Below are 26,249 nucleotides of genomic sequence, written 5' to 3'. Positions count from 1 at the left end.
CTTCTGTAAAAATTGATGGTGTAGTCTACATTGGCACTAAATAACCCTGAAATTCCGCCATTCTTGCGGCATAAGTTCTTGATAATGCCTTTGTAAGAAGCGATCGTCCACCAATACAATCGTTCCATGGTCCTCCTCGGAACGAATTAACCGTCCCCCGGCCTGTAAAACTTTATTCATACCAGGAAATACATAAGCATAATCATATCCATTTTTTTCCTTCATATTGAAATGGTCCTTAATTAGATTTCGTTCAAAGCAAAGCTGTGGAAGGCCTACACCTATTACCACCACACCATTTAACCGGTCACCTTTTAAATCAACACCCTCTGAGAAGACGCCGCCAAGTACGGCAAAACCAATTAATGTCTCTGTTTGATTTGGTTTAAACTCCTCCAAAAAGGCTTCTTTCTCCTCTTCAGACATTCCAGCACCTTGAAGCAGCGTATGCAGCTCAGGAAAATCCTGAATGAATTGATCATATACAGCAAGCAAATATTTATAAGATGGGAAAAAGATTAAATAATTACCTGGGCGATTTTGAACTAAGGAATGGATCATGGAAACAATCTTCTGCTGCGTTTTCTCGCGGTCACGGTATCTCGTCGATAACGGCTTGATAAAAATATCTGTCTGCTCCTCTTTAAATGGAGAAGGAATGGATAGTAAATAATCGTCGGTTTGTCCGCCAAGAATATCTTGATAATAAGGGAGTGGTGAAAGAGTAGCTGAGAAAAATATTTTGGAACGAAAGGCTTTTCCCATTTTGTGAAGCAGTTTCGATGGATCGATACAAAACAGCTTTAGGGTTATGTCGTTCTTGTTTCTCTCCCCGTAAATTACATAGTGCTCGTCCAGTAAATCAACTATTTTCAAGAAGGCGTTCACCTGAAAGTAAAGGTCCAACAAAATAGCAGATGTTTCTTGGAGTAAAAGAGACTCAGCCTCTTCTTTAAATTGAGTTAATAATGTGACCAATTCTTCGTCCAGATGTTCTATGGTAAATTCATTCAACTCTCCAACATTCTTTTTCAAAGAAATAAACCAAGAATTAATTTTTGAAGCTCGTTCATAAATTATTTTGTTAACGCCCTTGAATTCCTTTTTCAATTGAAGAAATAGGTCTTTGTTAAGCGGTGCTGAGAACATTTCTCTGCCACGGTCAACAAGATTATGTGCTTCATCCACTAGTAAAAGTGTAGACTTTTTTTGCTCGTCAAACAGATGCTTTAGTGAGACTCGCGGGTCAAAAATATAATTGTAATCACATATAACAGCATCGGCTGCATAAGCAAGATCAATTGAAAATTCAAATGGACATACCGTATGTTTACGGGCATATTTTTCGATTGTCTCACGATTCATGGTACTTTCATTCGCAACAATATCTAATATAGCGCCATTTATTCGATCATAATAACCGTCTGCAAACTCGCAATAATCCTTCTGGCATTTTGTCTCATCCTTGAAGCAGACTTTGTCCTTTGCCGTAATCGTAACCGATTTAACACAAAGTCCGCAGGAACGCATCTTTTCAACAGCTTCTTCTGCAGTCGATCGCGTTATGGTCTTAGCGGTTAGATAAAATATCCTGTTTAAATGCCCTTCACCAAATGCTTTGATTGCAGGAAAAAGGGTTGAAATCGTTTTTCCAATCCCAGTAGGAGCTTTTACAAACAAACTCTTTTCCTCTGAAATGGTCTTATAAACACCAGCAGCTAGTTTTCTCTGGCCCTCACGGTAGGATTCAAATGGAAAACCTACAGCTCTACTACTTTCATTTCGTTCTTTCCGATGATCATATAGTAACTTAGCATAGTGATAATAATTTTCTAAAACCTCATTAACAAAAGTTTCTAATTCTTCAATAGTAAAACATTTTTTTAAAACCCTTTTTTCACTACTCTCAACCTGAACATAGGTAAGCTGTACATAAATTCCCTGCAATTGATGATCCTTCGCATAAATAAAAGCGTACATTTTAGCTTGTGCCCAATGAACGGGCAGTCCATCTTCGCCAAAGCTTTCTAATTGCTGAGCGGTAGATTTTATTTCATCAATGGTTATTTCCCCATCCCGAACTAATAAACCATCACATCTTCCATCTACCGTAAATAGTAAGTCTTTATAAGGCAGGTCGATTCGAAGATAAACCTCCTTTTGGTCACCTTCTTGATATGTATGTTGGATTTCCTGGTGAATTCTTGTTCCATCTAACATTGTGGACTGTGAGCGGAAACGGGAATCAATACTCCCACTGCTATATACATGCTCCACAAGTGTTCTAACTGCTATTTGAATGGTATTTGACAAGAACCTCACCACCTCCAAAAATAAGAATATACGTTTGTATATTTATGATTATAACAGAATCCTAAGCATTTTGGGACACTCACTCGAAAATCTCCTCATGCATAATCTATTTTTGAGAGGAGAATAGACTTATGCATCTAGTTACAAAGGAAAACATCAATCAAATAACCCTTGAAGCATGGCAAAAAGATGCGATACAAAAATTTGCTGACAGAATGAATGACAAAGAAAAGCCATTTCCATGTATTCCAGCGACAATAGGCTACCAGCTGAATCGATTTTGCTTTGGATTTGTTTCAAATCCACAAAGGACGCACGCCGTTAAAGAATTGGCACATTTGCTAAAAGATTACTCAAACATTTTCAAATCCATGGGTGCCTACACATCACTGATTATTTTTTATGAGCCTTCACATGAAAGTAAACATCAAACTTCAGTAGAGCAATATGAACAGGTATTTTGGGAACAATTAAATCAACTTAGTCAATGGGATGAGGTAGATTGGCCAAATCATATCCCGACCAATCCCAAGCAGCCCATGTGGGAATATTGTTTTCATGGCGAACAGTATTTCATGTATTGCGCAACACCATCACATAGAAATAGGAAAAGCCGTTATTTCCCCTATTTCATGCTGGCGATTACACCTAGATGGGTTTTAGAAAAGTTCACAGCGACACCCCTTCAGGCCGAGAAAATGAAAACGAGAATTCGTGAACGATTAGTGGAGTATGATTCTATAGCCATTCATCCGGATTTAAATTCATACGGACAAAACGATAATTACGAATGGAAGCAATACTTCCTTAGAGACGATGATACAACATTGCCACAGTGTCCATTCCATAAAAAAAATAGAGAACAAGAATAAAACTTGTTCTCTATCACTCTTATGAACGTATTTGTCCGCTGCCTTGGACAATTGCCTTTGAAGTGGTAATGGCTCTTAGCCCCATTGGTCCCCTTGCATGAAGTTTTTGTGTACTAATACCAATTTCTGCACCATATCCAAATTGTTCCCCGTCGGTAAAACGAGTAGAAGCATTATGGTAGACAACCGCGGCGTCGACTGCCTGGAAGAATAACTTTACATTATCCTCATGTTCACTGATGATAGCTTCAGAATGCTTCGTACCGTATTGATCAATATGCCCAATCGCTTCTTTCACATCATTGACCAGCTTCACCGCTAAGACCGGTGCTAAAAATTCAGATTTCCAATCTTCCTCGGCCGCTATTTTAACAAAGGAATATTCTGTTGATAGCTTTTCATCCCCTCTAAGCTCTACCCCTTTTTCATGAAGCGAATGAAGGATTTCAGAAACATATCCCCAGTCTTTGTGAAGCAGCAGGGTTTCAGCCGCATTACAAACAGATGGCCGGTGCATTTTTGCATTGATTGCTATATCAATCGCCATCTGCTTTTGAGCTGATTCATCAATGAATACGTGACAATTCCCGACACCTGTTTCAAGCACAGGTACGGTCGCATTATTAATGACTGATTGAATTAAACCTGCCCCTCCGCGTGGGATTAACACATCAAGATATTGATTCAGTTTAAACATTTGTGAAGCTGTTTCCCTGCTCGTATCCTCGAGAAGCTGAACCGCATCCGCTGGGATTTTACTGTCAGCAAGAGCCTCACGCATTACTTTTACAAGTGCCTTATTTGAATGAAGGGCAGTCGTACTTCCTCTTAATAAAACAGCATTACCGGCTTTTAAACAAAGACTTCCAGCATCAACGGTAACATTTGGACGAGCTTCATACACCATTCCGATGACACCGAGTGGGACACGAACCGTATGAATCTGCAAACCATTTGGACGTTCCCATGCTTCAATCGTTTCACCGATTGGATCCTTTAGCTCTATCAATTGACGGATACCCTCCACGATTTGATCAATTCTTTCTTCTGTAAGCAATAATCGGTCCAATAAGGATGGTGTTAACCCATTTTCGTTTCCTGCTTGTATATCCTTAGCATTTTCTGTAAGTATTAACTCTTTCTCATTCAATAACCGATCGGCCATCGTGGCTAATGCTTCATTTTTCTCCTCTGTAGAGAGAATAGAAAGTACCTTTGAGGCTGCCCTTAACTTTTTTGCTTTTTCTAATAATTCACTCATACTATCACTCCTCTGGCAGACTAACCCAGTTATTACGATGGATTACTTCTGCTCTTTTATTGATTGAAAAATTTCTTGTTTTCTCCCCGGGTAATCCTTTTACCATTAGAAGATTTCTTGAAGAATAATAGATTTGACCTTTGCCTATTAATTCTCCTCTTTGATTGTGTACTTCAACAACATCCATTGCATTAAAATCACCAATAACATTCGTAACACCGACAGGGAGCAGACTCTTTCCATTTGTAACTATGGCTGCTTCTGCCCCATCATCAATTTCCACAATCCCGGCAGGTTGAGAATGAAAGGCAATCCATTGTTTTTTCATTTGCATTTGGGTTTGGAAGGAGCCTCCAATATAAGTTCCGTCACCCTTACCTTCTAATATATTTGAAAGTTTTTCTGTCCCATTGCCTGTTCCGACAAAGACACTAACACCGAAGGACAGAGCCTTCTTAGCTGCCAAAAGCTTCGATTTCATTCCTCCTGTACCAACAGAAGAACCGCTTTCTCCGGCCTCTTCAAAAAGTTCATCAAAAACTCTTGGAATAAAGTCATACTTCTTTGCATCCTTAACAACTTTTGGATTACCGTTATATAACCCATTTACATCTGTTAAGATAATCAAAGCATTTGCATGTAAAAATCCACTTACTAGTGCAGAAAGCATATCATTGTCACCAAACGTTAATTCTTCAATCGAGACTGAATCATTTTCGTTAATAATCGGCAAAACGCCCCTTTGAAGCAGTTCTGAAATCGTACTGTATAGATTGTGAAAACGTTCTAGACTATAAAAGTCTTCCCTCGTTAATAGAATTTGAGCTGGTACAATTCCAAACTCTTTAAATTGTAGAATATAATGCTGCATTAATAATCCCTGTCCAACTGCAGCAGCTGCTTGTTTACCTGCAACACTTTTTGGTCGTGCCGGGTACCCTAGTGCTCCAAAGCCTGCGGCTACTGCACCAGATGAAATAAGGATGACATCGTGACCTTGTTTTTTTATATGGGCAAGTGCCTCGATGTGGTCACGGATTTTTTCTTCAGATATAGTACCTGATGGTGTTGTTAGAGAGCTGCTTCCTATTTTTACAACTACGAGTTGTTTCTTCATCTTACTCTTACCCCTCTTTATAAAATAAAAAAACGACCCTTCTGTCCTTATAAAAAGGACGGAAGAGTCATTCCGCGGTACCACCTTAATTGATGCCTAAGCATCCACTTAACTCCGTAACGAGGGAAGACGGCTTATGTTTGCATAAGCGGTGTGATCAGGGCAGGTTCAATCTTTTTTCCGTGAGAAACCTTACAGCCTTTGGGTTTCACTCTCTATCACGTTCCGAAGTTTACTAATCCCATACCATTAACATTTTGTAATTTTAATTATTATCTATAGAAAAAGGTGAAATGTCAAGACTGTTTTTTGAAAATTTAATTTTATTACCAATTTTCACTCGTTAAATACTGTGCAACTAGATTTTCGCACACCTTTTGTGAATCTAATCTTGCAGCGATATAAGGTGGTTGTATCCCTTTTCCTCTTTCTAATGGTAATCCAAGCCACAAAATATGGTGATCAACAATGATAAATGGGAAATTCAACCCTTCTTCATGAAAGGTGTCTGAATTTAATTCCGGCCAATATTTGTCTGAGATTATTGTTAGCTTGACGGACAGATTGCGGTTTACTAACGCAGTAATCCATTCTTCAGATAATACAGTAGTAACCGGCAATGAAATGACAATAGAAGATCGGGCATTTTCAATATCCCTAAAAACCTTCTCCAATTTTAATGCATGTATCCACTGTAATCTTGGGAGCTGATTTTTTATCCACGTTCCAATATCCTTCGTCCTAACACTTTGCTGGTGTCTTTCTTGATGCTCAACCAGCTGTCGAATTGTTTTTCGATTGTAGACATGCTTCCGAATAAAGGAATGATTACAGACATGAATAAACTTCCCTCTTGTTCTAGTAATGGCAACATTTATTAACCTTTCACTATCTTTACCAGTTAATAGCATACCTGCACGTTCCTGCGGGTCGCTATCGACTGTATCAAAGATCATAATATCTCTTTCACTGCCTTGGAAACGATGAACAGTCGCAGAGATAATATCTGCAGTTAACAATTCTTTTGCATATAAGTCCTGTAGTAATAGTTCCATTAAATTGGCTTGTGCCCGATAAGGTGTCACAAAACCAATCGACCTGGCTCCACCTAAATAGGATTCGTGGATTAATTGAAAAGAAATCAAAGCCTGCCAGATATTTGACCTTGAGTTAGAGCTTTTTTCATTTAAACAAAACGCGCCCATATAACTTGTGTCTAAAAGGATGGCTGCACGTCCTGAAAAAGGATATTTTTCTACAATCTCATTTCTGCTTTTTTTTACACTTTCATGGTCACCAACGAGTGAATGATAAACGTATTGATTCGTAAAAGCAGAGATATCTGGGTGCATTCTTCTCTGTTCTTTTAATAAAAATAAATGCGGATGAAGTTCGCCAGCTCGAACCCAATCAGCTACTCCTGCTCGATGGAAAACGTCCTCTTTTAGCCACTTTGTGACGAGTGAATCCCTTGAAGATGCAATGGGGGGTAATTGTTTAAAATCGCCGCAAATGATTACTCTTTTGCCAAGTGAAGCAGCAAAAGCTGCCTGTGGAACGTAGGCCATGCTGGCTTCATCGAGTATGACAACGTCATATTCCTTGCCATAAATAGCTGGATCACTAGCAGCTTTGGCAAGCGTAGACCCCACTACCCATGCATCCTTTACGAACTCTATTTCCTTTTGGCGAATTTTTTCTAACACTCTTGACAGCTTTTTCTCAAGCTCTAATAGCTGATTGGAGTCACGTTTGCTAAAGGAGCGAGCTAAATCCTGTTTTAAATTCTTTCTTTCCTCCATCAATGCATCTTTATCTTCAACTAGACTATGTTCTTGCTTCTTGAGCAATTGACTGGTCGTAAGCACTTCTTGGCTATCCTCCGCCACACCAGTATTATATCCATACCGAAGTACGTCACCTACTCGAAAACGCTCTTTCTTCCTAATAAATCCTGAGATTTCTCTAATTAATACATCCACTGCTTGGTTACTGTGTGAAAGGATGAGAACTGTTTTTTCTTGAAAGTATTTATTGGCGGCAACACGTGCTAATGTATAGGTTTTACCTGTTCCGGGAGGCCCCCATACAAAGGTTATCGGATTGTACTTTGAGCGTAAAACCAATTCATGGACATTGCTTTTTATCTTTTCATTAGGATGCTTTGCCGGCATCGAGGGGTTCATCAATCGATTGACTCTTACTCGTTTTTGCTTGCTTTTGCTTATTTCATCTAACCGTTCAATGAGTTGTTCAAGCAGTTCCCAAGGATCGTGATTGATATATGCTTCCGGAATTAAATCACCTAACGTTTGTTCTAATTGAATGATTATCCCCTTTCCCTCAGATGAAAGGATTCGTCCACTTTGTTTTATTCCTCCCCATGTGAGTGTGATGGAAGATCCAACAGGAACTTTTAATGAGAAGGCAGTATCGAAATAATAGGTAAACGTACCATCATTGGAAAGTAGTCTGCCATTCGTAACTCTGTATTTGTTACTGCCATATTTTTTTAAGTGAATAATTTCATTTTGGAGTGCCTGCTGCCACTCTTTTATGTACTCTCTAGTCTTCGTCATTTTTTCATCCTTCTAATAAAAAACTTCTTAATATACGTAATGCTTTCATGGTTAATCTACTATAGCATGATTACGCCAAAAAAATAAATCACCGAATATCAAAAATAGTGATACTCACCGTTTTCTATTAAGCCTTTTTACCTATTATAGGAAACCTAGCAAACAAGTATTTTGTCATTTTAAAAAAATATCCTCGATAAAAATATAACTGGAAACACATGGAAAGGAAAGGAATTTTCAGAGTGTCGGATGAATAGTCGAAAGGAGTTGGAGCCGCAATTCGTTGTACAAGTTGAAGGCAAAATTAAACTACCTGTCCCCACTGGAATATCGGGGACAGGCAGCATAGGTGTTTTTTCTAAGTCTCTTGTCAACGGGTCAGTCCATTAGCTCAGGCGGACTTCACTTTTTTATGTTTAAAAGAAATAATCCTTCCAGAAAATGGCGTTTCTTTTTATGGAATTTTCTTCCTATAATTCCTTCTTTGCTTTTTGCATTCTTTTGACCTTATATTGTTCAAAGTCCCACTTGGATAAAAAGTTTTTTGTGGAAGTATAGCCTGAATGATATAGAAAATCGATTTCATCCTTTTTTAAGTTAAAATCAGTGGCGTTGATGTTCCCAGTCGGAATTTGAATCGTGCGTTCTTTTGTTTCTTCGTTCAAATGTCGTAAATCATGGGCTTGAAGCATCGTTTTAAAAATATTTTTGAAAAGGTGTAGAGGTGTTGGTATAACAGCATTTATGTTAACTTTATCTTTCACAAATCGGAAGCCAAACGTTGGGAAACAAGGGTTGTCCGTATCAAATATCCAAATTGGGAAGTTACTAAGTAACCCGCCATCTAGAATGTAGGATTTGTTACAGTCTTTTGATTTCCAAATAACCGGACGGTAGAAAAATGGAATAGAGGCACTCATCATCACAGCAGTTGAAACTTTTAGATCCGCAGGAGTTAACCTATAGCGTACCAAATCATCAGGTAAAATAAGCATTTGCCCATTCGAAACATCAGAAGCAATAATCTTTAACTTTCCATCTGGAAGATCGGCAAATGTCTTTATGCCTTTTTTGGAAAGAAGTGAATCCACCCATGTTTCTAAATAATCATTCTTATAGATTCCAAGATTAAACATTAGTTCAAGTAAGCTGCCAAATATAGGAATTTGGTTCAAGAAAGTCCTACCTCGCAGCTTTAATAAATCAAGGTCACTTAGATGTTTTCTAATTTCATAGCTTTTGTAGCCGCTTGCCAAAAGAGCAGCAATTACGGCCCCTGCTGATGTCCCAGCTAATCTTTGCCATTCTACCTCTTCCTCTTCCATTGCTTCAATTGCTCCAACAAAAGCTATGCCTCTAGTTCCGCCGCCTTCAAAAACTGCATCAGCCTTCAATTATAAATCACCTCACGATAAGAGCCATCAAACTGCACTATTTTCATATAAACTTTATCTATACTCTCAATATTACAAATAACTATTAGAACTTTAAAGCGATAACAACAACTTTTAATAGGAATAAAATAAAACAAATCACATTACCTATTTATTGAATAGCTAAGTTGGGGATTAATCCCTAGTCAAGCAAATCAGAGTTTTGATAAAAAAGTGTCCTGCACCGTAAATAGACATTTGTCTACCTGCGGTGCAGGACACTTTTCTCTAGAATTATTTTACTGTAGTTTCTTTTTGTGTAAAGACTGCTATTTTCTTTTTTAAAAAAATAGAAAGAATCATAGCGCCAATTAGTGCACCCGCAATCGAGCTAAAAATAAATAACGGAATAAATCCAAATAGCGCTGCTTCTTGACCCATTAATAGAGTTGCAATCGGATAGCATAGAATCGCTCCGAGGATACCTGTTCCGATTACCTCACCAAAAAAAGCCATATAAATCTTTCTAGTTTTCATAAAGAGAAGTCCAGCAAGTAAAGCGCCAATCATACTGCCTGGAAAAGCAAAAATGGATCCAGTCCCCATGATGTTTCGCAGAATCGACACACATAAAGCTTGTGCTACCGCATAAAAAGGTCCTAATAGTACCGCAGACAAGACATTCAAAAAGTGCTGAATTGGAAACACTTTTGTGACTCCAATTGGAATAAACAAAACATTACTTGTGAGTGTACCGATCGCAATCATCATCGCGGTCAAAGTGAGCTTATGCGTATTTCTCATAAATAAAACCCTCCAAATTATTAATTACCACTTTGCTAGTATCATCTATGAGTTTTGGTCACCAAGCCCCTGGTTGTGACCACTTTGCTAGTATCATCTGTGAGTTTTGGTCACCAGGTCCCTGGTTGTGACCACTTTGCTAGTATCATCTATGAGTTTTGGTCACTAGGTCCCTGGTTGTGACCACTTTGACAGTTTCATACATGAGTTTTGGTCACCAGTCCCCTTGTTGTGACCACTTTGCTAGTTTCATGCATGAGTTTTGGTCACCAGTCCCCTTGTTGTGACCACTTTGACAGTTTTATACATGAGCTGTGGTCACAAGGACCATTAAAACCCTAATAGACACTTTTTCTTAAAGCATTAGCCGCTTGTATAACAGAAGGTGCATGGCTGATTGCGGTTATAACCGATACACCATCAGCTCCCGCTTTGATAACAGTCCCAGCATTTTCTGCATTAATTCCACCAATTCCAACAATCGGAATCGGTAATCCTCTGGCACGCAGTTCTTCAATGAGCTTTGTTCCACTAGACGGTTTCGCATCCTCTTTTGTTTTCGTGGGAAAAACAGGTCCAATCCCAAAATAATCAGCTCCACCCTGTAGCGCGGTTATAGCCTCATCGTAACTATGTACAGAAACTCCAATGATTTTATCGTTGCCAATCTTCTTTCTTACTTCCTCAATGGGCTCATCCTCCTGTCCGATATGTACCCCGTCCGAATCAAGTGCAATTGCTAATTGGATATCGTCATTAACAATAAAAGGTATTTGATTCTCTCGACATATTTGCTGGAGTTCTTTAGCGAGGGAAACCTTTTCATCCCCCGTTAACGCCTCTGTTCCCTTCTCACGGAATTGAAAAAGGGTGATTCCGCCTTCAATGGCCTCTTTTAAAACTGTGCTTGGATTATCCTTGCAATTCGGACTGCCCATGATAAAGTAAACCTTCAATGATTTTCTCAAACTCTCTGTATTGCAAATGGTCATACTATTCCCTGCCTTTTAAGTTCATTTCTCTTTTGATAGGCCCAATGATTAGTTGGTCCGTGCCCTTGACCAATATGTAGTTGATCTTCAATCGCTGCTTGGATAAAACTTTTTGCTTTCGATACCGCTTCATAAACACTTACACCTTTGGCGAGTTCAGCAGTGACAGCGGCTGAAAATGTACAACCGGTTCCATGCGTGTTCTTTGTTTGAACTCTTATACTAGTAAAATTTGTAAATTCGTTTCCATCATACAACAAGTCTACTGATTCATCTCGGTCTTCATCATGTCCCCCTTTTACGACTACATTCTTAACACCAAAATCATAAAGCATTTTGGCAGCTTCCCTTTTATCTTCATCAGATCGAATAATCATTCCAGTCAGTACCTCTGCTTCAGGAATATTTGGTGTAATTACCAACGCTAAAGGCAGCAAATATTGTTTCAACGCCGAAATAGCTTCGAGTTGGAGCAAGGATGCTCCTCCCTTTGCGATCATAACAGGATCAACCACTACATTTTTCCAATTATAATATTCTATTTTCTCAGAAACACCTTTAATGATCTCTGCATTAAACAGCATTCCTGTTTTAACGGCGTCTGTACCCATATCTTCACCAATTGACTCGATTTGTTTACTGACTGCATCAGCAGTCATCGGAAATACAGCTTGAACTCCTAGTGTATTTTGGGCGGTTACAGCTGTTAGAGCTGACATCCCGAAGACCTCTAATTCCTGAAAGGTTTTTAAATCCGCTTGAATTCCTGCACCACCGCCGCTGTCCGAGCCGGCTATACTTAATGCTTTTTTCACTGTGCTCACTCCTTATGCGTGTTTAAATTGTGCAAAACGATGGATATCGTCTGAAGAAACAAGGGCAAGTTGATTTAGGAATTGTATTTGGAAACTGCCTGGCCCCAATTCCCCAACCTGTTCGACTGCTTTTTCTGCAGCGATTCCGTAGAAAGTTAACGCAGCTAATGACGCCCGGAGATAATTGCTGTCTACTCCTGCAAATGCTCCAATCACAGAGGTTAACAGGCATCCTGTACCCGTCACTTTTGTTAATAGTGGGTGCCCGTTTGAAACCAGATAGGTTGTTTCTCCGTCTGTCAGAACATCATCTTTACCGGTGATCACGACAATTGTATTGAACTTTTTGGCAGTACGAAGAGCCAATTCCATACTATTGCCTTGATGTGCACCACCATCAACGCCCTTGATTTCCCAGTTCTCCCCTAGCACATTCGCTACCTCAGCACCATTTCCACGAAGCACAGAAATGTTCACTTCTTTTATTACTTTTTTCGCCATTTCTGTTCTAAACGAAGTGGCTCCAGCCCCAACCGGGTCAAAAATGACCGGAATACCAAGCTCATTGGCTGTTTTACCTGCGAGAATCATAGAATTCACTACATCCTTGTTTAAGGTCCCAATATTAAGGACGAGGGCACGAGAAATCCTAACCATGTCCGCTACCTCTTCCGGAGCATAAGCCATAACAGGAGATGCACCCAGAGATAAAAGACCATTCGCTGTAAAATTGGTGACAACCACATTGGTAATATTGTGTACTAACGGATTTTCTTCTCTTACTCTTAGTAAAATAGAACTCAAATCGCTGCTATTCATAACATTTCCTCCTCTTGTGAACCATGTGAACCATGGGGACGGTTCTTGCATGCAACCACGGGGACGGTTCTTTTGGTACACTTTTTGCCTAACCTGAACCATGAGAACCGAACCGTCCCTCTGGTTTTCCCTCTGGTTTTTCTCCACAAAAAAGCCAGATCCATAATTGGACCTGGCTTAATAGTTAGAGAAAATAGTATTTTCCACTTGGCTACTTTCCTACGCTGGTATGATCCAGATCAGGTCCAAAGGGTTAAAAAACGTATCGTTTTTCTCTCAGCCCGTGTATCAGGGCACCCCTAGTAGATAAAGTCTTATTAAATTAGTTACTATAATAGTCTACAAGATTCAATATGTAAAGAATTATTTACCAATTCTATTAAGAGTAGCTGTTTACTGGTTTTCAGGAAAAATTAGTGTTAAAGTTATATTTTTGAGGAACTAAGAGTTGGAGGGATAAACATGAATATATTATGGGATTTTGATGGAACCCTTTTTGATACATATCCTGCATTAGTCGAAGGTTTTGTGAAGTTAAGTGAGCGCGACCTTGATAAAGCTGAGGTCTTAAAATGGCTGAAAATTGATTCTTTAACAGCGTTTAAACATTATGGAATTGATGAATCCAAACGTCCTGCGTATAAGGATATTGATAAACGCTACTCTAAAGAGTTCAGTACTCCTTTTGAACATTTAGAATCTGTTTTATCTGCTGCTGACCACAATATTATTGTTACCCATCGCGACAGGGAATCGACCTTATTTCTTCTTGAAAAGTTCTCTCTAGAAAAATATTTTTCAGAGATTGTTTCCGTTGAAGAACAAGGGTTCAACAGAAAACCACATACAGCTTCGTATGAATACGTATTAAAAAAATACAATATTGATTTGGTCGTCGGTGACCGTGAATTAGACTTACTTCCAGCAAGAAAATTAGGAATAAAAACCGTGGCTTTTCAAAATCCGGACATAGAAGCAGATCTTCACCTGGACAGCTATGACGAATTTAATTCTATAGTATTCAATAAGAAAAGCTTGTAGAATCTGTCCTCTCGGACTTTTTCTACAAGCTTTTTCGCTGCGGCTGTTATTTCACAATAAATACTGGGCAGTGTGCTTTTTGGACCACATAATGGCTGACGCTTCCTAAGAATAGCTCCTTCAAACCACTTAATCCTCTGCTTCCCATCACGACGAGGTCAGCATCATTTTGCTTCACATACTGAACAATCATATTGCCTGGACCACCTTCGATCACAACGGCTTTTGTTTTATTTGGCAGCGACTTAATTTCGTGCTCAACTTCAGTTCGTACAGCATTTGCTTCCTCGCGTTGAGATTCCTGATATGAATCAAAAGCATAGCCATATGAGTAAACCATAGGCCGTGCAGGCTGCAAGACCATCAGTACAATCAATTCTATTTGTTTATCCTGTTTTGCTAAGTTCATAGCTATTTTCAAAGCCTTTTTGCTCAATTCCGAATGATCATATGCAACTACGATTCTTGAATAATCCGTTAACATTATACTCATCCTCTCAAGATAAAAAACTATATTTCTTACTATTATTATACGTCTGTCGTTATTAGTTGTGGGTTCGTGAAAGTGACAACTTTGTTCCAATTTATGAATAACTCTTCTTGGAGGCAATTTCCTGTGCCTCTTGACAACCAACATCATTCCGCTTTATTCCTGCCGGAGTCTCGCACCATGTCACGGATTGATTCTAGACATCGTTATATTTATGAAGTGCAAATCTGATGAGATAGGTATCCATTTATTACTTAAGTTCAGCAAGTATATGTTCCTATCATTGACTAGAGGTGCACTCAAGTTTTCAAGACAGCATCGAGAATTGTCACAAATTCTATCGCTGCGTCGTTATATATTTGAAGCTGCTCAGATGGAGGTGAAATCAAGGTTAGAATAATAGGGAAAAATTACAGCTATAGTTGCATTGTCGGTTTGACGAATAAGATTACGTACAGGTTTGGAGTTAAACATAATGAATCTATTGAATAATAAAAATTATAAAAGTGAGGTATAGTTATGACACAACGAATTAATTACATGAAACAATCACCAGAATTTTTCAATAAGATGATGGAGTTCAGCAATGCCGAGAAAGAAAGTACTATTGAAGAGAAAATTCTCCATCTCGTTCACATCAGAGCTTCCCAAATGAATGGATGCGGATTTTGCCTGGATATGCATATCAAACAGGCGAAAATCCATGGTGAGAGTGAGCTTCGCCTTTACCATATCTCAATTTGGCGCGAATCATCGCTTTTTAGTCCACGAGAACGAGCTTCACTGGCATGGACCGAAATTTTGACCAGGATGCCTGAGCATGGAGTACCTGATGATGTTTATAAACATGTTCGCGAACAGTTGTCAGAAAAGGAAATTTCAGACCTCACCTTCTCAATCATGGCAATCAATGCTTGGAACCGTATTAACGTAGCCTTTAAGACTGTTCCAGGTTCAGCAGACACAGCGTTTGGACTGACTAAAGCGGGACTGAGGTAAGAAGCAGCAAAATTTCTTCTTTAAAAATAGAGGAGTGCACGCATTACCTCAATGTTCTTCAAAGAATGGCTCGGCTATCTTCAGGGTAATTCTGCTTAATTTTGAATGATGTTAAAAGGAACCTACTTTCATTTCCATAATGAAGTAGGTTTTTTGTTGTAGACAAGCCCAAATTTGCTTGCATGAGAAAAAATTTTCATGAATAAAATAAAAAAAGAACCTGCGGAAGGTTCTTTAGTGTTTGCCCAGTTACTTCGTTCCTACATGCATCAGTTTGTCAGGATTTCGGATAAAATATATGTTTCGAATCAAATTCCTTTCTACATGAAACAACCCCACCGTATGAATACCTTCACTTGAACGAAGAATAAGAGCTGGTTGTCTATTAATTTGAAGCATTTCAATATGTGAAATTCCATCGACCATAGATGCCTGTCGTAGAGGACCAAACAGAAACTGTGCAACATGGTCTCGTGTTTTGATTGGTTCTAAGGACGCTTTTACTTTGCCGCCCCCATCTGAGAGTAGTACCACATTCTGGTCAAGCATTGATATGATTTGATTAAAGTTACCCTGTTTTAGTGCTGCTAGAAAGTCATGGACCAACTCTTGTGAGGTTCCTCCTGAATTTCCAAGTTCTTCAGGGGAAATCCCCATCTTTGCGCTCGCACGGCTGAACAGTTTGCGGCAATTCGCATCGCTTTTATCAACAATCTCTGCTATCTCTTGATAAGTAAAGCCGAATGCCTCGCGCAGGACAAAAACTACACGTTCTGTCGGTGTCAGTCTTTCAAGCAGCACGAGCATCGCGTATGACAATTGATCGTCACGGAAGACAGATTCCATTGAATCTTCATTTCCGTCAGCGAGTGGTTCTGGAAGCCATTCACCATAATATTGTTCGCGCCTATTGCGTGCAGATTTTTGTATATCACGACATCGATTCGCTACCATTTTACAAAGATAGGCTTTAGGTTCTGTCAATTTCTCAGGAGGTACGGTATATATCTTTAAAAAAACGTCATGTACAACATCTTCCGCATCAGAAAACGATCCTGTCAGTTGGTATGCTAGTTTAAAAAGTAATCCTTTATATTGTTTGTACAATTCAAGCATTTTATCACTTCCATTCTTCTGTTAGCTGCCTCTAAGGAGAGTCTACAAATAAAACGAAATGAGGAGCAATTTTGTGACAAATCGGATAAACATTTAATACTATTTAATTAAACTATTAATCATTAATCGATTAACTTAAATAGAAACGTGTCCTTTCACAGAGGACAGAATGCAATACTTCTAAACCAACTTTTTTAACAGAATTTTTAATTGTTTTTGTTCTTCCAGAGTAAGTTTATTGCCTACATGTTTTGAGATTGTCTGTTCATATATAGGCCATACGTTCGATATAGTCTTATGACCTTCTGGCGTTAAACTTACTAGAATACTTCTTCTATTGTCCGGATCGAAATCCCTCCGGACACAGCCTTCTTTCTCCAATGCATTTAGTAAATTACTAACGTTTGCTCTTGTGACTGCAAGGCCGTCGCTTAATTCAGAGGGAACCATATCTCTACCGCTTGATTTTAATATAACTAGTAAGCACCACCGCCCTAAAGTCAGATTATACTTACCTAGTTGTTCCTCCAATTTTTGAACCAAATGATGATTTGTTTTATATAGAGTTAAAAAAACATCAATAGATAGAACTGGTTGGTCAAAAAGATTCCATTTTTCCAATATGATATGACCTCCATTCAAATAGTTAATTGATTAACTATTAACTATCTAAACATACTTTTTCATTAGCATATTGTCAAGTTCGGGATAGTTCTTTTTCCTTTAGGCACTTATTTAATGCCCTACTTTCTTTTATATAGTTATTTAATATTTCGATAAATCCACTTGCAGCAGTTCCAATATATTTTTGTTTGAGATGTACAATGGTGACCTCACGAATGATTGTTGGATTTTTTATTCTTACTGCCTTCAATAGCCCTTCATTTTCGAGAGCAAATAGTGAAGAAGATATAATCGTAGCACCTATTCCCTCCTTCACAAGGCTTAATATTGATTTTGAATCAGTTGATTCAATAATTGGCTGGATAGTAATCCTGGCAGCTATACAAGCATCATCAAGGGATTTCCTAAAACAATGACCTTTTGGATTTAATATGATAGGAATATTCTGAATTTCACCAAACTCTACCTCTTCTCTTTCTGACCAAATATGATCCGCACGCACTGCTAAAATGTACTCTTCCTCACATAATGGAATATATATTAAGCTCTCATCTGTTTTTGGCAGGATGGTCAGAGCCAAATCAATTTCATTTTGTTTTAGCTTTTCTACACAATCATCTAGTGAGTATACCTGGATTTGAATGTGGGGGTACTTGGCATGAAACGTTGATAGTACCTTAGATGCTATATGACTTAGGTCCCCAGATAGTGCCCCAATGACTAATTTACCTCTTTTCACCTTTTGAAGCTCCTCGATTTGTTCTGTAGCGCACTTTAAATTAGTGAACACTTTTTTGCTATGTTCAAGGAGAATTTCACCAGCTTCCGTTAAAGCTATTTTTTTGCCTAGACGATCAAATAAACGAACACCCAGTTCATCTTCTAATGCTTTCATTTGGTAGCTTAAAGTAGGCTGTCCGATTCTTAGTTTTAAAGCGGTCTTTGTAAAATGCAGTTCTTCGCACAAAGCCATGAAGTATTCTAATTGTCTTAATTCCAAGATTTTCACCCCTCTGCCTTTAACATTTTTTACTAGAGACAGTTCACGCATTAAGTTAAATGGTGAACTGTCTCTCGATTTTCCTATAGCTTAATAGATTTCTACATGTGCAACAATTTATATGCCTCGAACCAAAATAATGTTAACAGTTGAAGATGGTTCTGTACTTCCTTCTTTCGTTAAAACTGTGGCTGTTAATGAATTTAATCCTTTCTTTAATTTAACCAATATATCGAAGGTACCGTCCTTATTGCTATAGACGGATGCTATTTTTTTACCATTATTGTGAATGACAACGGTACTTGAAGGGCTGGCAGTCCCTTTTACCCAAACCTTATCTTGTTTCGTAACTGTATTATCTCGTGGTGTTTCAATGACAGGTGCTACGATTGCATTATTCATGACCGCGCGAATCATCGCATTTCCATATTGTGGGTCCGTCTGATGCTCCCATGTTCCATTATACAACCACCAATTTCTTTCATGGAAAGGACTATCATGATCATTGTAGAGACTTGGTGATTTGTCTGCTGCAGCGGCATCAGCTTGTACATAAACCAAATAGAAATCGCCTGTTACAAAAATGTTTTTATCCGCCAAATCAACATGCGTCCATTCTCCATCCGTACGCGCCTCAGCCTCTATAGGACCTGCGATTTTGTTTCCAGGAGCTCCGTTAAGACCAGTAGAATCATATACTGCTACTTGAAACCTGGTTGATCCCGGACTCGGGAATTCAGTATTTACTTTAAAGAGGCCACCTGTCAACCAAGATTTAGTGACTCCTTCTTCCAGTGACATTCTAACCGCAAAGCCATTTTTAGCACCGATCCAAAACCAAGAATTTTCCGCTGTTCCATCATCATAAGCGATTTCTCCAGGAAAGCCGATAAACCTTTTCAATTCTACCTTCTGTTTGATTTTCTTTTTCGACAGTAGTGTAATATCGGAATCATGATAAACATAATCGTTCTTGAAAACATGTAACGTATAATTACCTTCATAGGCTGTTAGCGAAAATCTCCCTTTGCTATCCGTTTTCACTGGAGCAATGGCTGCATCCTCAACTAAAGAGATTATGGCGCCCGAGATAGGTCTGCCTGTGGTATTATCCTTGACTATCCCTTCTACGGTTCCTTTCCCTAAAGGTTTAAGATTAAAGTTTGATTCAACAATCCCGTCTTTTGGAATCAATACCTGCTGATCCATGGTTTGAAAGCCATATGCCTCAGCGCGAAGATTGAATTCCCCTGCATTATGGAACATAGAATACTTTCCATTAGCTGGATTCGCTGTAACTGAATATCCAGAGTCTACTAAAGTTACCTTTGCACCGATTGGCAATACATTTGGTTGACTAGAAGTTTTCTGAACATATGCAGCCGTCGGAGCAAGAATATTATTTGTAGTTTGTTTTTTTGTATGGATTTCTCCTTTTAGCTTTTGATTCTTTTTTACTTTACTATCTTTTAGAGGATTATCACTTAAGGATATGTCATCCAAGTACCACCCATAAAAATCTTTGGTTTCAAATCCTGTTTGAATTGTAAACGTATAGAAACTAATATATATCCGCTTTCCAGCATAAGCGGATAGATCCACTTCTGCATCCCTCCATCCATCTGTAGTATACTCAAGTGGTACTCCATTTTCATAAAATTTAGTGGCTTCCGTTCTAGTTACCATTTCCCAGTTTTGGCGGTCGGTAGAAACAAGGACCGCTCCGAAATCGACTGATTCGTTAATTCCTTCTGGACTAAAATCATACCACTGCTTAAACTGCAGGTATGAATTACCACTTTCAGGTATGTCGATAGGAGGCATATTGAGATAAGATGATGCATTAGGAGCATGAGAACCATCCACATTTGTTCCATATACTTTTTGTCCTGAATGAGCCTGTCCAGGTCCATCAACTGGTTTACCCCATTCCCAATCGTTATTCTCTCCCTCAGAATACCAGCCTTCGGGAACTGTTTCAAAATCTTGGAAATACCCAAGCGTAATCGCAGGCTTTACTTCTACGACATACGTGGAAGAAGTTACTGGATTTTGTCCATAGTCTAAGAAATTCCATTTGTACGAAAATGTACCTTTGTGTATATCCCCACCTGGTATTACGGCTTGATAAGTACCGTTTCTAAAATCTCCTGCAGTTCTCATTGCTTTTACAGTCTTCCATTGTTGATCCACCAAATACTGAATTTCAACGGTCTCTACACTAATGTTATCTTGTACTTCCACTGTTAATGGTAAAACGACCTGGTCGTATATAAAATCAGGAGAAGTATGCTGGTAGGTTGGATCTGTTGTATCTTTTCCATCATGTACGACTAACCCTTCAATCTTTCCATTTCCATTATTTAAATCTTTTATTGCGTTATAAGCATTAACAAATCCATGCCCAAAACCGAAATTTGGAGAGGTTGAAAATTCTGAGTCTGTCAATGGGATAGCTGTATTTGTTAGAATTTCCTCCATTTGGTCAATCGTCAAGGAGGCATTTGCTTGCTTTAACAAAGCGATAACTCCTGTAATATGAGGCGTTGCCATTGAGGTACCACTCATCAGATCATAATCATTTGTTGGGATAGCCGAACGGATATTAAACCCTGGTGCTGATACATCTGGTTTTGTTTCATCATATGGTCCAGGTCCACGGGAAGAGAACCATGCTAAAGCATTGTTTTGGTCCGTTGCTGCAACCGCGAAGGATTCTGGATAGTTTGATGGTGAAGCAATCGATCCGTCTCCCATTGAACCGTCATTGCCCGCAGCAAAAACAGGGAAGATATCAGCAGCCCGCCAATTTTGAACCATTGGGAGATACCATTCGTCTAGTCCTGGACCACCGCCCCAGGAGTTGTTTACTACATCTGGAGCTAATTCCGGATGGGGATTACCCTCTCCATCTTTTGGAGCCAGTATCCATTCCCCTGCTTCGAGCAAATCAACATCCTTGCCGCCTCTTTCAGAAAATGCTTTAACCGCAATCCATTTTGCCCCAGGGGCAACACCAATTTGGTTGCCGCCATTAGGCTCTGAGCCAACCATGGTTCCAACGGTATGTGTACCATGTTTTAAATTATCATACGGGGCTTCTTGTCCTTCGACGGCATCATACCAGTTTAATAGATGATCTGGTTGGTTGGGGTTCGCTGGATTATATCCTCGGTATTTTTCCTTTAATGCAGGATGGTTCCACTGGACGCCTGTATCAATACTGGCTACCACGATTCCTGCTCCATCGATTCCCATATCCCAAACTTGAGGCGCGCCGACTTTTTCCACACCCCATTCTACTGTTGATGTATTTTCAGTGGATGCTTTTACCTTAGGAGTAATTGGTGAGATGATCTGCCGCGTTTCATTCGGCAGAATTTTTGCTACCTCCGGAAATGCTGCTAATTTGTCTATCACATCTTTCGTTGCTGTTACCGCAATCGCATTCACAACATAGAAAGATTGGAAGCTTTTCACATTTCCTTGTTCCTTTGCCTGCAGAAGATAATCCATTACTTCCGTTTGTGTTTCCAGTGCAGTATTTCGTAATGAGGAAACGACTGCAGAGCGTACCTGAAGTTCTGTGCTTGCGGCAGTTTGTTTCTGTTTTTTTGCTTTTTCTGCTGCTTGGCTTGCAACTCGATTTGTATCAACCTGTTCTTTCAACTTTAATAGGAATGTAACTTGATTTTGATCCTTAAATTGTTTAATTAGCTTAGAATCTACCTTATTCTCGACGGGAGTGTTCGTTACGGCAGATATAGGCTTTCTCTCTTCAGAATTTCCATAGGCGATTAGATGATTGGGAAAAACAAGGCTGCTTAAGAGAATCAAAGTTACTAGTAAACTTAATGGCAGTTGAAACATATTTTTTCTATTTCTCAAAATGGGGGAGCTCCTCTCACCTTACTTTTTTTAACCATAGTCTTCTAAGCTGCTGGGTTTTCATACAACTTTATATTTGTAAAAACTTGACCTCCTTAACATTTATTAAAGACTAGCATAATAGTATAAGTATTCTGAAACATTAACAATACAACATTTTTGATTGAAACCATCTAGAAATTAGATGGGAAAATACGGATAAAGGTAGAACGAAAAAAAGTGACTGGTACTGAATACCACTCACTTTGTATCCTATTTAAATTAGAGATTTGCCAAGGCTAAAAGGATTGCGCACTTACTTTCTTCTTGATGAGCGTCAGGATTAATAAGAATAGCGGGATCAAGATGCCGCAAACAGGATATATGGCTGTAGTCCAAAATTTATCGAATAGCGTAATAGCTGTTTCATCAGGAATTAATATTGCCATTATGAAAATCGCCGGTAATAGGTACCATACGATTTTTCGCCAATTTTTCACGTTCAAGCAATTTGCCGTTTCATAGCTGGCAATAAAAATATAAAGTGATGATTGGGCAATCACACCGAAGACCCAAATAAACATAATAAAAACATCTACGTTTTGTATGAAATTTAATATATCAATTGTCCGTACGGACATAAAATAAGAAAATCTTAAATTTGCTGCTATATTCGGGCCGAAAACCAAGAGTACCATAAGTGTGGCAGAAGCAACCATGAAAACGGTGATTCCAACACCTAACATGGATTTCGCAAGCACTCTTCGAGGGTTCTGGATAAAAGAGATGATAACCAATAAGACGAACGGACCTGCGAACCAAAAAGCAGGTGCAAATGACCCCTTTAATATATTTACCTCCCCAGAATCAAAATAGAAAGGCAATATATGATGATATTCGATGTTTCGAAGGATTAACAGGAAGCTGACAATCAACGTCAATACTATAATCGGCCCCACCAGTTCACAATAACGGCCGATTCCCGTCATCCCTGATGAATATGTTAAATAGGTACTTACACCTAGAAAAAGCAGGACGATCAACCACAAAGGTGTTCTGTTAAGTAAAATAAGGTGGAGAAAGTCTGCAAATGAACGCAGTAAAATGGCAGGCAGTACATACCAAGCCAGTAAATAAGGGAGAACAATCAATCTCCCTAACCATTTACCTAGAAGTTTTTGGCTGTATTGGACCAACGATTGATTAGGATGGAGAATGCTCAGTTTTACGGCAAGGAAGGTTAAGGCAATCCCCATGACTCCCCCCGCCAGCATCGAAAGCCACGCATCTTGTTTCGCTATTTGAATCGCAGGTGAGATTGTTAACCCAATCATCGCAATGATTTCAGTCGTTACAATAACCCAAACAAGCTGCGTCTCTGAAAGCTTCATAGGCTTTGCCCACTCCTTTACAATAATCTTAAGCTTCGTTAATGCAAGATGAACTGCACGTTATGGCTTATTCAATGACGAATGGGTTAGGCCTGAATCATTGATTCGAATGTCCACTGAAACAGAGACTGCAACAGTGGGAAATGTCTTAGTCCAGTTATGCTTCAAGGTTTTCCATTGTAAAGGGTATTGTTGATGAACACTTTCACCAAAACCGAAAATGTCCATCTTATATGCCTCTTGAACTTTTTTAACTAGCTTCTGAGTTGATTTTTCCGTTTGTAAACTGATTTCCTTTTGTATGAGAAGAAGATCCTTACGTTTTGATGAATCTAGTTTCGTGCTATTTTCGATAATTGTTCCTCCCCCAGTTAAATGGACATCAATTTGTATTGTTTCACCAACCTGGAGCACTTTGATACGCCGTCCTAGGTTATCTAATGATAGACTAATGTTTCCATTCCCTTTAGAAACGAAAGCAGTGAGTGTAAAACTAATTAGTCTATTCGTCAACCAACGTGCATAAGAAGTTTCTTCTTTATCTAAAAATCCCACTAATTTCACTCCATCATCTTTGTTAAGAATAGCCGAACCATTATAGCTATAATGCGTTGATGGATTTAAGCTTACCACCGGCAACAATGGCTGGGTGGCATCACTCCAAACATCTGCCACAAATTCACGGGCTAAATAAGGCTTCAAACCGATGGCTTCTTGTTCTTCTGAAAGTGTTGTGGTTATAAATGGCTCAAAAAAAGGAGCACTGGAAAATACATCTTTTGGTTGACCGTTTTTTACCAAATAAATCATCGCACGCATATCCGATTGAGAACTACGCATGAATGTATCGATAGTATTTCCCATTCCATGCTCTGCTAGGCTTTGGCCGACAAGAAAAATATCGCGATGTCCAGCAAACACAACCCGTGATAACTTTGACTGAATGTTATCCAACGCATCAGAAACATTTTTTCCAGTTGCGTTCATCACTTGGTAGCTTTCTTTCTTTTCACCGCCATTGATTTGTCCTCCGCCAATACCTGCAGGTATCACTAAAAGAGTACTCGCTTCTAATTTTCCGTTTTTAGTCAAATCCAGTCCATTCCCTGCAACAAATGCGAGTTGGTCAGGCTCCTTCAAGTTCCAACAACCTGTTGTGATGAAGAGCGGAAGGAGTGATAGGAAACAAATTTTGGCAGTATGCCTCATACTTGGTCCCCCTTACTATTCTTTACAAGCTTTTTGGGCCATCGAATCAACACATCCTTAAGTCCACGTTTGTTAAGCGGAGCCACTGGGCTAAGATAAGGTGTTCCAAATGATTGAAGATTCAGCAGGTGGATAAGAATCGTACTGATCCCAATCGCAATTCCAAATATACCCAGTGTTCCTGAAAGTATGATTAATGGGAACCGTAACATCCTCAAGGGGAAGCTGAAGCTATAACGGGGAATGATAAACGCAGCGATTCCACCTGTCGCTACGACAATAACAACTGGTGCGGAGATAATTCCTGCACTGACGGCCGCTTCCCCAATAACTAAGGCTCCAACAATACTTACAAGCGGACCAATTTGTTTTGGCAAGCGGAGTCCTGCTTCCTGCAGCCCTTCAAACATGAACTCCATCAATAAGACCTCAATTACTGTCGGAAATGGAGCCCTTTCTCGAAGTGCTGCAATATTCAGCATCAGATCTGGCGGGACCATTTCAGGATGAAAGTTGGTTAACGCAATAAATATGGAAGGCAGAAAAACTGAAAGGGCGGTGAAAATGTAACGAACCCATCGAATCATGGCTACAAACAAAAAACGTTGATGATAATCGTCAGGGGCCTGCAATCCAGACCAAAACGTCATGGGAACGATAAGGGCAAATGGTGTTCCATTCGTAATAATTGCAACTCTTCCCTCTAACAATCCTGCTGCGACAACATCTGGACGCTCACTATTTAAGATTTGTGGAAAGGGAGAAAATTGATCCTCTTCAATATATTGCTCAATAATTCCCGACTCAAGAATTGCATTAGTCTGTATTTGTTTTAATCTTTTTTTTACATCATTTAGTACAGATGGTTTGACTATTCCTTCAATATAAACAACAGCTACATCCGTCTTTGTCAATTTTCCAATTTTCAACGAGTCAATCTTCAAATTGGGAGTTGCAAGTATTCTCCGCAGCATTGTGGTATTCGTTCGTAGATTCTCAGTAAAACTTTCTCTTGATCCGCGAAGAACAGGCTCTATAGCAGAATCACTTATACTTCTTGTTTCTATTTTCTTAACATCTGCAAGTAAAGCAATGTTTTCCCCGTCGACTAATATAGCAAGATTTCCCTTTAAAATGTGCTCAGAAATATCGTCTATATTGGAAACCTTCTTCGTTTGGAGAACGGAAAAACGCTCCTGTTCAAACATCTCAAAAACACTTTCGACAGCCCCTAAACCTTGGGGCAGTCCTTTGTACATTAATGGTTCTAGAATGTTAGAAATAATAATATCCGTATTCACCATACCATCAACATAAATCAATAAAAGCTTAGTTTGACTATGAATCGTAATTTCTCGATACATAATGTCTGAGCTGTGTTGAAAGACTTTTTTGAAAATTGCCTCATTCACAATAATACTATTTCCAATATTTCGATTTATATTTTCAGAGGATTGGCTATCATTGGCATTTAATTTGTCTATCACATCTGATTTTCCCAACCGTCCCATCTTATGCCCTGCCTTCGTAACTATATTATAGTTAGTAATTCCCAAATTAGTATAAA

At 39.0% G+C, this 26,249-nt stretch carries 20 protein-coding genes and 1 riboswitch; of the genes, 3 read left to right on the top strand and 17 right to left on the bottom strand.

Annotated features, from left to right (window positions below):
- Positions 1 to 36 precede the first annotated feature (36 nt).
- Positions 37 to 2,313 (bottom strand): ATP-dependent DNA helicase, encoded by a 2,277-nt coding sequence (locus tag H0184_RS18935; protein WP_221827588.1) that lies wholly within the window; start codon positions 2,311 to 2,313, stop codon positions 37 to 39.
- Between the two features lie 131 nt (positions 2,314 to 2,444).
- On the opposite strand from H0184_RS18935, the gene H0184_RS18930 reads away from it, so the two are divergent.
- A complete protein-coding gene (locus H0184_RS18930; RefSeq protein ID WP_221827587.1) occupies positions 2,445 to 3,185 on the top strand; it encodes a YqcI/YcgG family protein in 741 nt (246 codons plus the stop codon).
- A gap of 19 nt (positions 3,186 to 3,204) precedes the next feature.
- On the opposite strand, the gene H0184_RS18925 is transcribed toward H0184_RS18930, so the two are convergent.
- The 8 genes from H0184_RS18925 to thiM all read right to left on the bottom strand — a co-directional run bounded on the left by H0184_RS18925 (position 3,205) and on the right by thiM (position 12,945).
- Positions 3,205 to 4,446: a glutamate-5-semialdehyde dehydrogenase gene (locus H0184_RS18925; RefSeq protein ID WP_221827586.1), complete on the bottom strand. Its 1,242-nt coding sequence runs from the start codon at positions 4,444 to 4,446 to the stop codon at positions 3,205 to 3,207.
- Between the two features lie 4 nt (positions 4,447 to 4,450).
- Positions 4,451 to 5,563: a glutamate 5-kinase gene (proB, locus tag H0184_RS18920; protein WP_221827585.1), complete on the bottom strand. Its 1,113-nt coding sequence runs from the start codon at positions 5,561 to 5,563 to the stop codon at positions 4,451 to 4,453.
- A 326-nt stretch (positions 5,564 to 5,889) separates the two neighbouring features.
- A complete protein-coding gene (locus H0184_RS18915) occupies positions 5,890 to 8,142 on the bottom strand; it encodes an AAA domain-containing protein (protein WP_221827584.1) in 2,253 nt (750 codons plus the stop codon).
- A gap of 470 nt (positions 8,143 to 8,612) precedes the next feature.
- Positions 8,613 to 9,536, bottom strand: a complete 924-nt coding sequence (locus H0184_RS18910) for a patatin-like phospholipase family protein (protein ID WP_221827583.1) — start codon at positions 9,534 to 9,536, stop codon at positions 8,613 to 8,615.
- Positions 9,537 to 9,809: 273 nt separating this feature from the next.
- Complete coding sequence (thiW, locus tag H0184_RS18905) at positions 9,810 to 10,319, bottom strand: energy coupling factor transporter S component ThiW (protein WP_221827582.1); 510 nt, start codon at positions 10,317 to 10,319, stop codon at positions 9,810 to 9,812.
- A 338-nt stretch (positions 10,320 to 10,657) separates the two neighbouring features.
- Positions 10,658 to 11,311, bottom strand: coding sequence for a thiamine phosphate synthase (thiE, locus tag H0184_RS18900; RefSeq protein ID WP_221827581.1), 654 nt, complete (start codon positions 11,309 to 11,311; stop codon positions 10,658 to 10,660).
- A complete protein-coding gene (gene thiD, locus H0184_RS18895) occupies positions 11,308 to 12,126 on the bottom strand; it encodes a bifunctional hydroxymethylpyrimidine kinase/phosphomethylpyrimidine kinase (protein WP_221827580.1) in 819 nt (272 codons plus the stop codon). The genes thiE and thiD overlap by 4 nt, the downstream gene beginning before the upstream one ends.
- Before the next feature lie 12 nt (positions 12,127 to 12,138).
- Positions 12,139 to 12,945: a hydroxyethylthiazole kinase gene (gene thiM, locus H0184_RS18890; protein WP_221827579.1), complete on the bottom strand. Its 807-nt coding sequence runs from the start codon at positions 12,943 to 12,945 to the stop codon at positions 12,139 to 12,141.
- Between the two features lie 199 nt (positions 12,946 to 13,144).
- Positions 13,145 to 13,256: riboswitch (TPP riboswitch) on the bottom strand.
- A 151-nt stretch (positions 13,257 to 13,407) separates the two neighbouring features.
- Between thiM and H0184_RS18885 the strand changes: the two genes are divergently transcribed.
- Positions 13,408 to 13,986 carry an HAD-IA family hydrolase gene (locus H0184_RS18885; protein WP_221827578.1) on the top strand — a complete coding sequence of 193 codons (579 nt, stop codon included), beginning with the start codon at positions 13,408 to 13,410 and terminating at the stop codon, positions 13,984 to 13,986.
- Between the two features lie 46 nt (positions 13,987 to 14,032).
- Here H0184_RS18885 and H0184_RS18880 read toward each other — a convergent pair whose 3' ends face one another.
- Positions 14,033 to 14,470: a universal stress protein gene (locus tag H0184_RS18880; RefSeq protein WP_221827577.1), complete on the bottom strand. Its 438-nt coding sequence runs from the start codon at positions 14,468 to 14,470 to the stop codon at positions 14,033 to 14,035.
- Positions 14,471 to 14,995: 525 nt separating this feature from the next.
- Between H0184_RS18880 and H0184_RS18875 the strand changes: the two genes are divergently transcribed.
- On the top strand, positions 14,996 to 15,475 hold the full coding sequence (locus H0184_RS18875; RefSeq protein WP_221827576.1) for a carboxymuconolactone decarboxylase family protein: 480 nt from the start codon (positions 14,996 to 14,998) through the stop codon (positions 15,473 to 15,475).
- 249 nt (positions 15,476 to 15,724) lie between these two features.
- On the opposite strand, the gene sigJ is transcribed toward H0184_RS18875, so the two are convergent.
- The 7 genes from sigJ to H0184_RS18840 all read right to left on the bottom strand — a co-directional run bounded on the left by sigJ (position 15,725) and on the right by H0184_RS18840 (position 26,193).
- The gene (gene sigJ, locus H0184_RS18870; RefSeq protein ID WP_221827575.1) at positions 15,725 to 16,591 is read right to left on the bottom strand and encodes an RNA polymerase sigma factor SigJ; all 867 of its coding nucleotides are present in this window, start codon (positions 16,589 to 16,591) and stop codon (positions 15,725 to 15,727) included.
- A gap of 180 nt (positions 16,592 to 16,771) precedes the next feature.
- A complete protein-coding gene (locus H0184_RS18865; RefSeq protein ID WP_221827574.1) occupies positions 16,772 to 17,212 on the bottom strand; it encodes a MarR family winged helix-turn-helix transcriptional regulator in 441 nt (146 codons plus the stop codon).
- Positions 17,213 to 17,288: 76 nt separating this feature from the next.
- Positions 17,289 to 18,215, bottom strand: coding sequence for a LysR family transcriptional regulator (locus H0184_RS18860; RefSeq protein ID WP_221827573.1), 927 nt, complete (start codon positions 18,213 to 18,215; stop codon positions 17,289 to 17,291).
- Positions 18,216 to 18,332: 117 nt separating this feature from the next.
- A complete protein-coding gene (locus tag H0184_RS18855) occupies positions 18,333 to 22,103 on the bottom strand; it encodes a S8 family serine peptidase (protein ID WP_221827572.1) in 3,771 nt (1,256 codons plus the stop codon).
- A 278-nt stretch (positions 22,104 to 22,381) separates the two neighbouring features.
- Positions 22,382 to 23,473 carry a GerAB/ArcD/ProY family transporter gene (locus H0184_RS18850; protein WP_221827571.1) on the bottom strand — a complete coding sequence of 364 codons (1,092 nt, stop codon included), beginning with the start codon at positions 23,471 to 23,473 and terminating at the stop codon, positions 22,382 to 22,384.
- 60 nt (positions 23,474 to 23,533) lie between these two features.
- Positions 23,534 to 24,682, bottom strand: coding sequence for a Ger(x)C family spore germination protein (locus tag H0184_RS18845; RefSeq protein ID WP_221827570.1), 1,149 nt, complete (start codon positions 24,680 to 24,682; stop codon positions 23,534 to 23,536).
- Positions 24,679 to 26,193 (bottom strand): spore germination protein, encoded by a 1,515-nt coding sequence (locus H0184_RS18840; protein ID WP_221827569.1) that lies wholly within the window; start codon positions 26,191 to 26,193, stop codon positions 24,679 to 24,681. The genes H0184_RS18845 and H0184_RS18840 overlap by 4 nt, the downstream gene beginning before the upstream one ends.
- Between the last annotated feature and the right edge of the window lie 56 nt (positions 26,194 to 26,249).

Source organism: Neobacillus niacini (genome assembly GCF_019749295.1).
Lineage (GTDB): Bacteria > Bacillota > Bacilli > Bacillales > Cytobacillaceae > Neobacillus > Neobacillus niacini_D.
Note: the sequence above shows the minus strand (reverse complement) of the source record. Positions and strands in the feature narration are given on the sequence as shown.

Excerpts from the sequence above, each read along its gene's own strand:
- H0184_RS18930 (WP_221827587.1), top strand. The coding sequence starts at position 2,445 with ATGCATCTAGTTACAAAGGAAAACATCAATCAAATAACCCTTGAAGCA.
- H0184_RS18925 (WP_221827586.1), bottom strand. The coding sequence starts at position 4,446 with ATGAGTGAATTATTAGAAAAAGCAAAAAAGTTAAGGGCAGCCTCAAAG.
- proB (WP_221827585.1), bottom strand. The coding sequence starts at position 5,563 with ATGAAGAAACAACTCGTAGTTGTAAAAATAGGAAGCAGCTCTCTAACA.
- H0184_RS18915 (WP_221827584.1), bottom strand. The coding sequence starts at position 8,142 with ATGACGAAGACTAGAGAGTACATAAAAGAGTGGCAGCAGGCACTCCAA.
- thiW (WP_221827582.1), bottom strand. The coding sequence starts at position 10,319 with ATGAGAAATACGCATAAGCTCACTTTGACCGCGATGATGATTGCGATC.
- thiE (WP_221827581.1), bottom strand. The coding sequence starts at position 11,311 with ATGACCATTTGCAATACAGAGAGTTTGAGAAAATCATTGAAGGTTTAC.
- thiM (WP_221827579.1), bottom strand. The coding sequence starts at position 12,945 with ATGAATAGCAGCGATTTGAGTTCTATTTTACTAAGAGTAAGAGAAGAA.
- H0184_RS18885 (WP_221827578.1), top strand. The coding sequence starts at position 13,408 with ATGAATATATTATGGGATTTTGATGGAACCCTTTTTGATACATATCCT.
- H0184_RS18880 (WP_221827577.1), bottom strand. The coding sequence starts at position 14,470 with ATGTTAACGGATTATTCAAGAATCGTAGTTGCATATGATCATTCGGAA.
- H0184_RS18875 (WP_221827576.1), top strand. The coding sequence starts at position 14,996 with ATGACACAACGAATTAATTACATGAAACAATCACCAGAATTTTTCAAT.
- sigJ (WP_221827575.1), bottom strand. The coding sequence starts at position 16,591 with ATGCTTGAATTGTACAAACAATATAAAGGATTACTTTTTAAACTAGCA.
- H0184_RS18850 (WP_221827571.1), bottom strand. The coding sequence starts at position 23,473 with ATGAAGCTTTCAGAGACGCAGCTTGTTTGGGTTATTGTAACGACTGAA.
- H0184_RS18845 (WP_221827570.1), bottom strand. The coding sequence starts at position 24,682 with ATGAGGCATACTGCCAAAATTTGTTTCCTATCACTCCTTCCGCTCTTC.
- H0184_RS18840 (WP_221827569.1), bottom strand. The coding sequence starts at position 26,193 with ATGGGACGGTTGGGAAAATCAGATGTGATAGACAAATTAAATGCCAAT.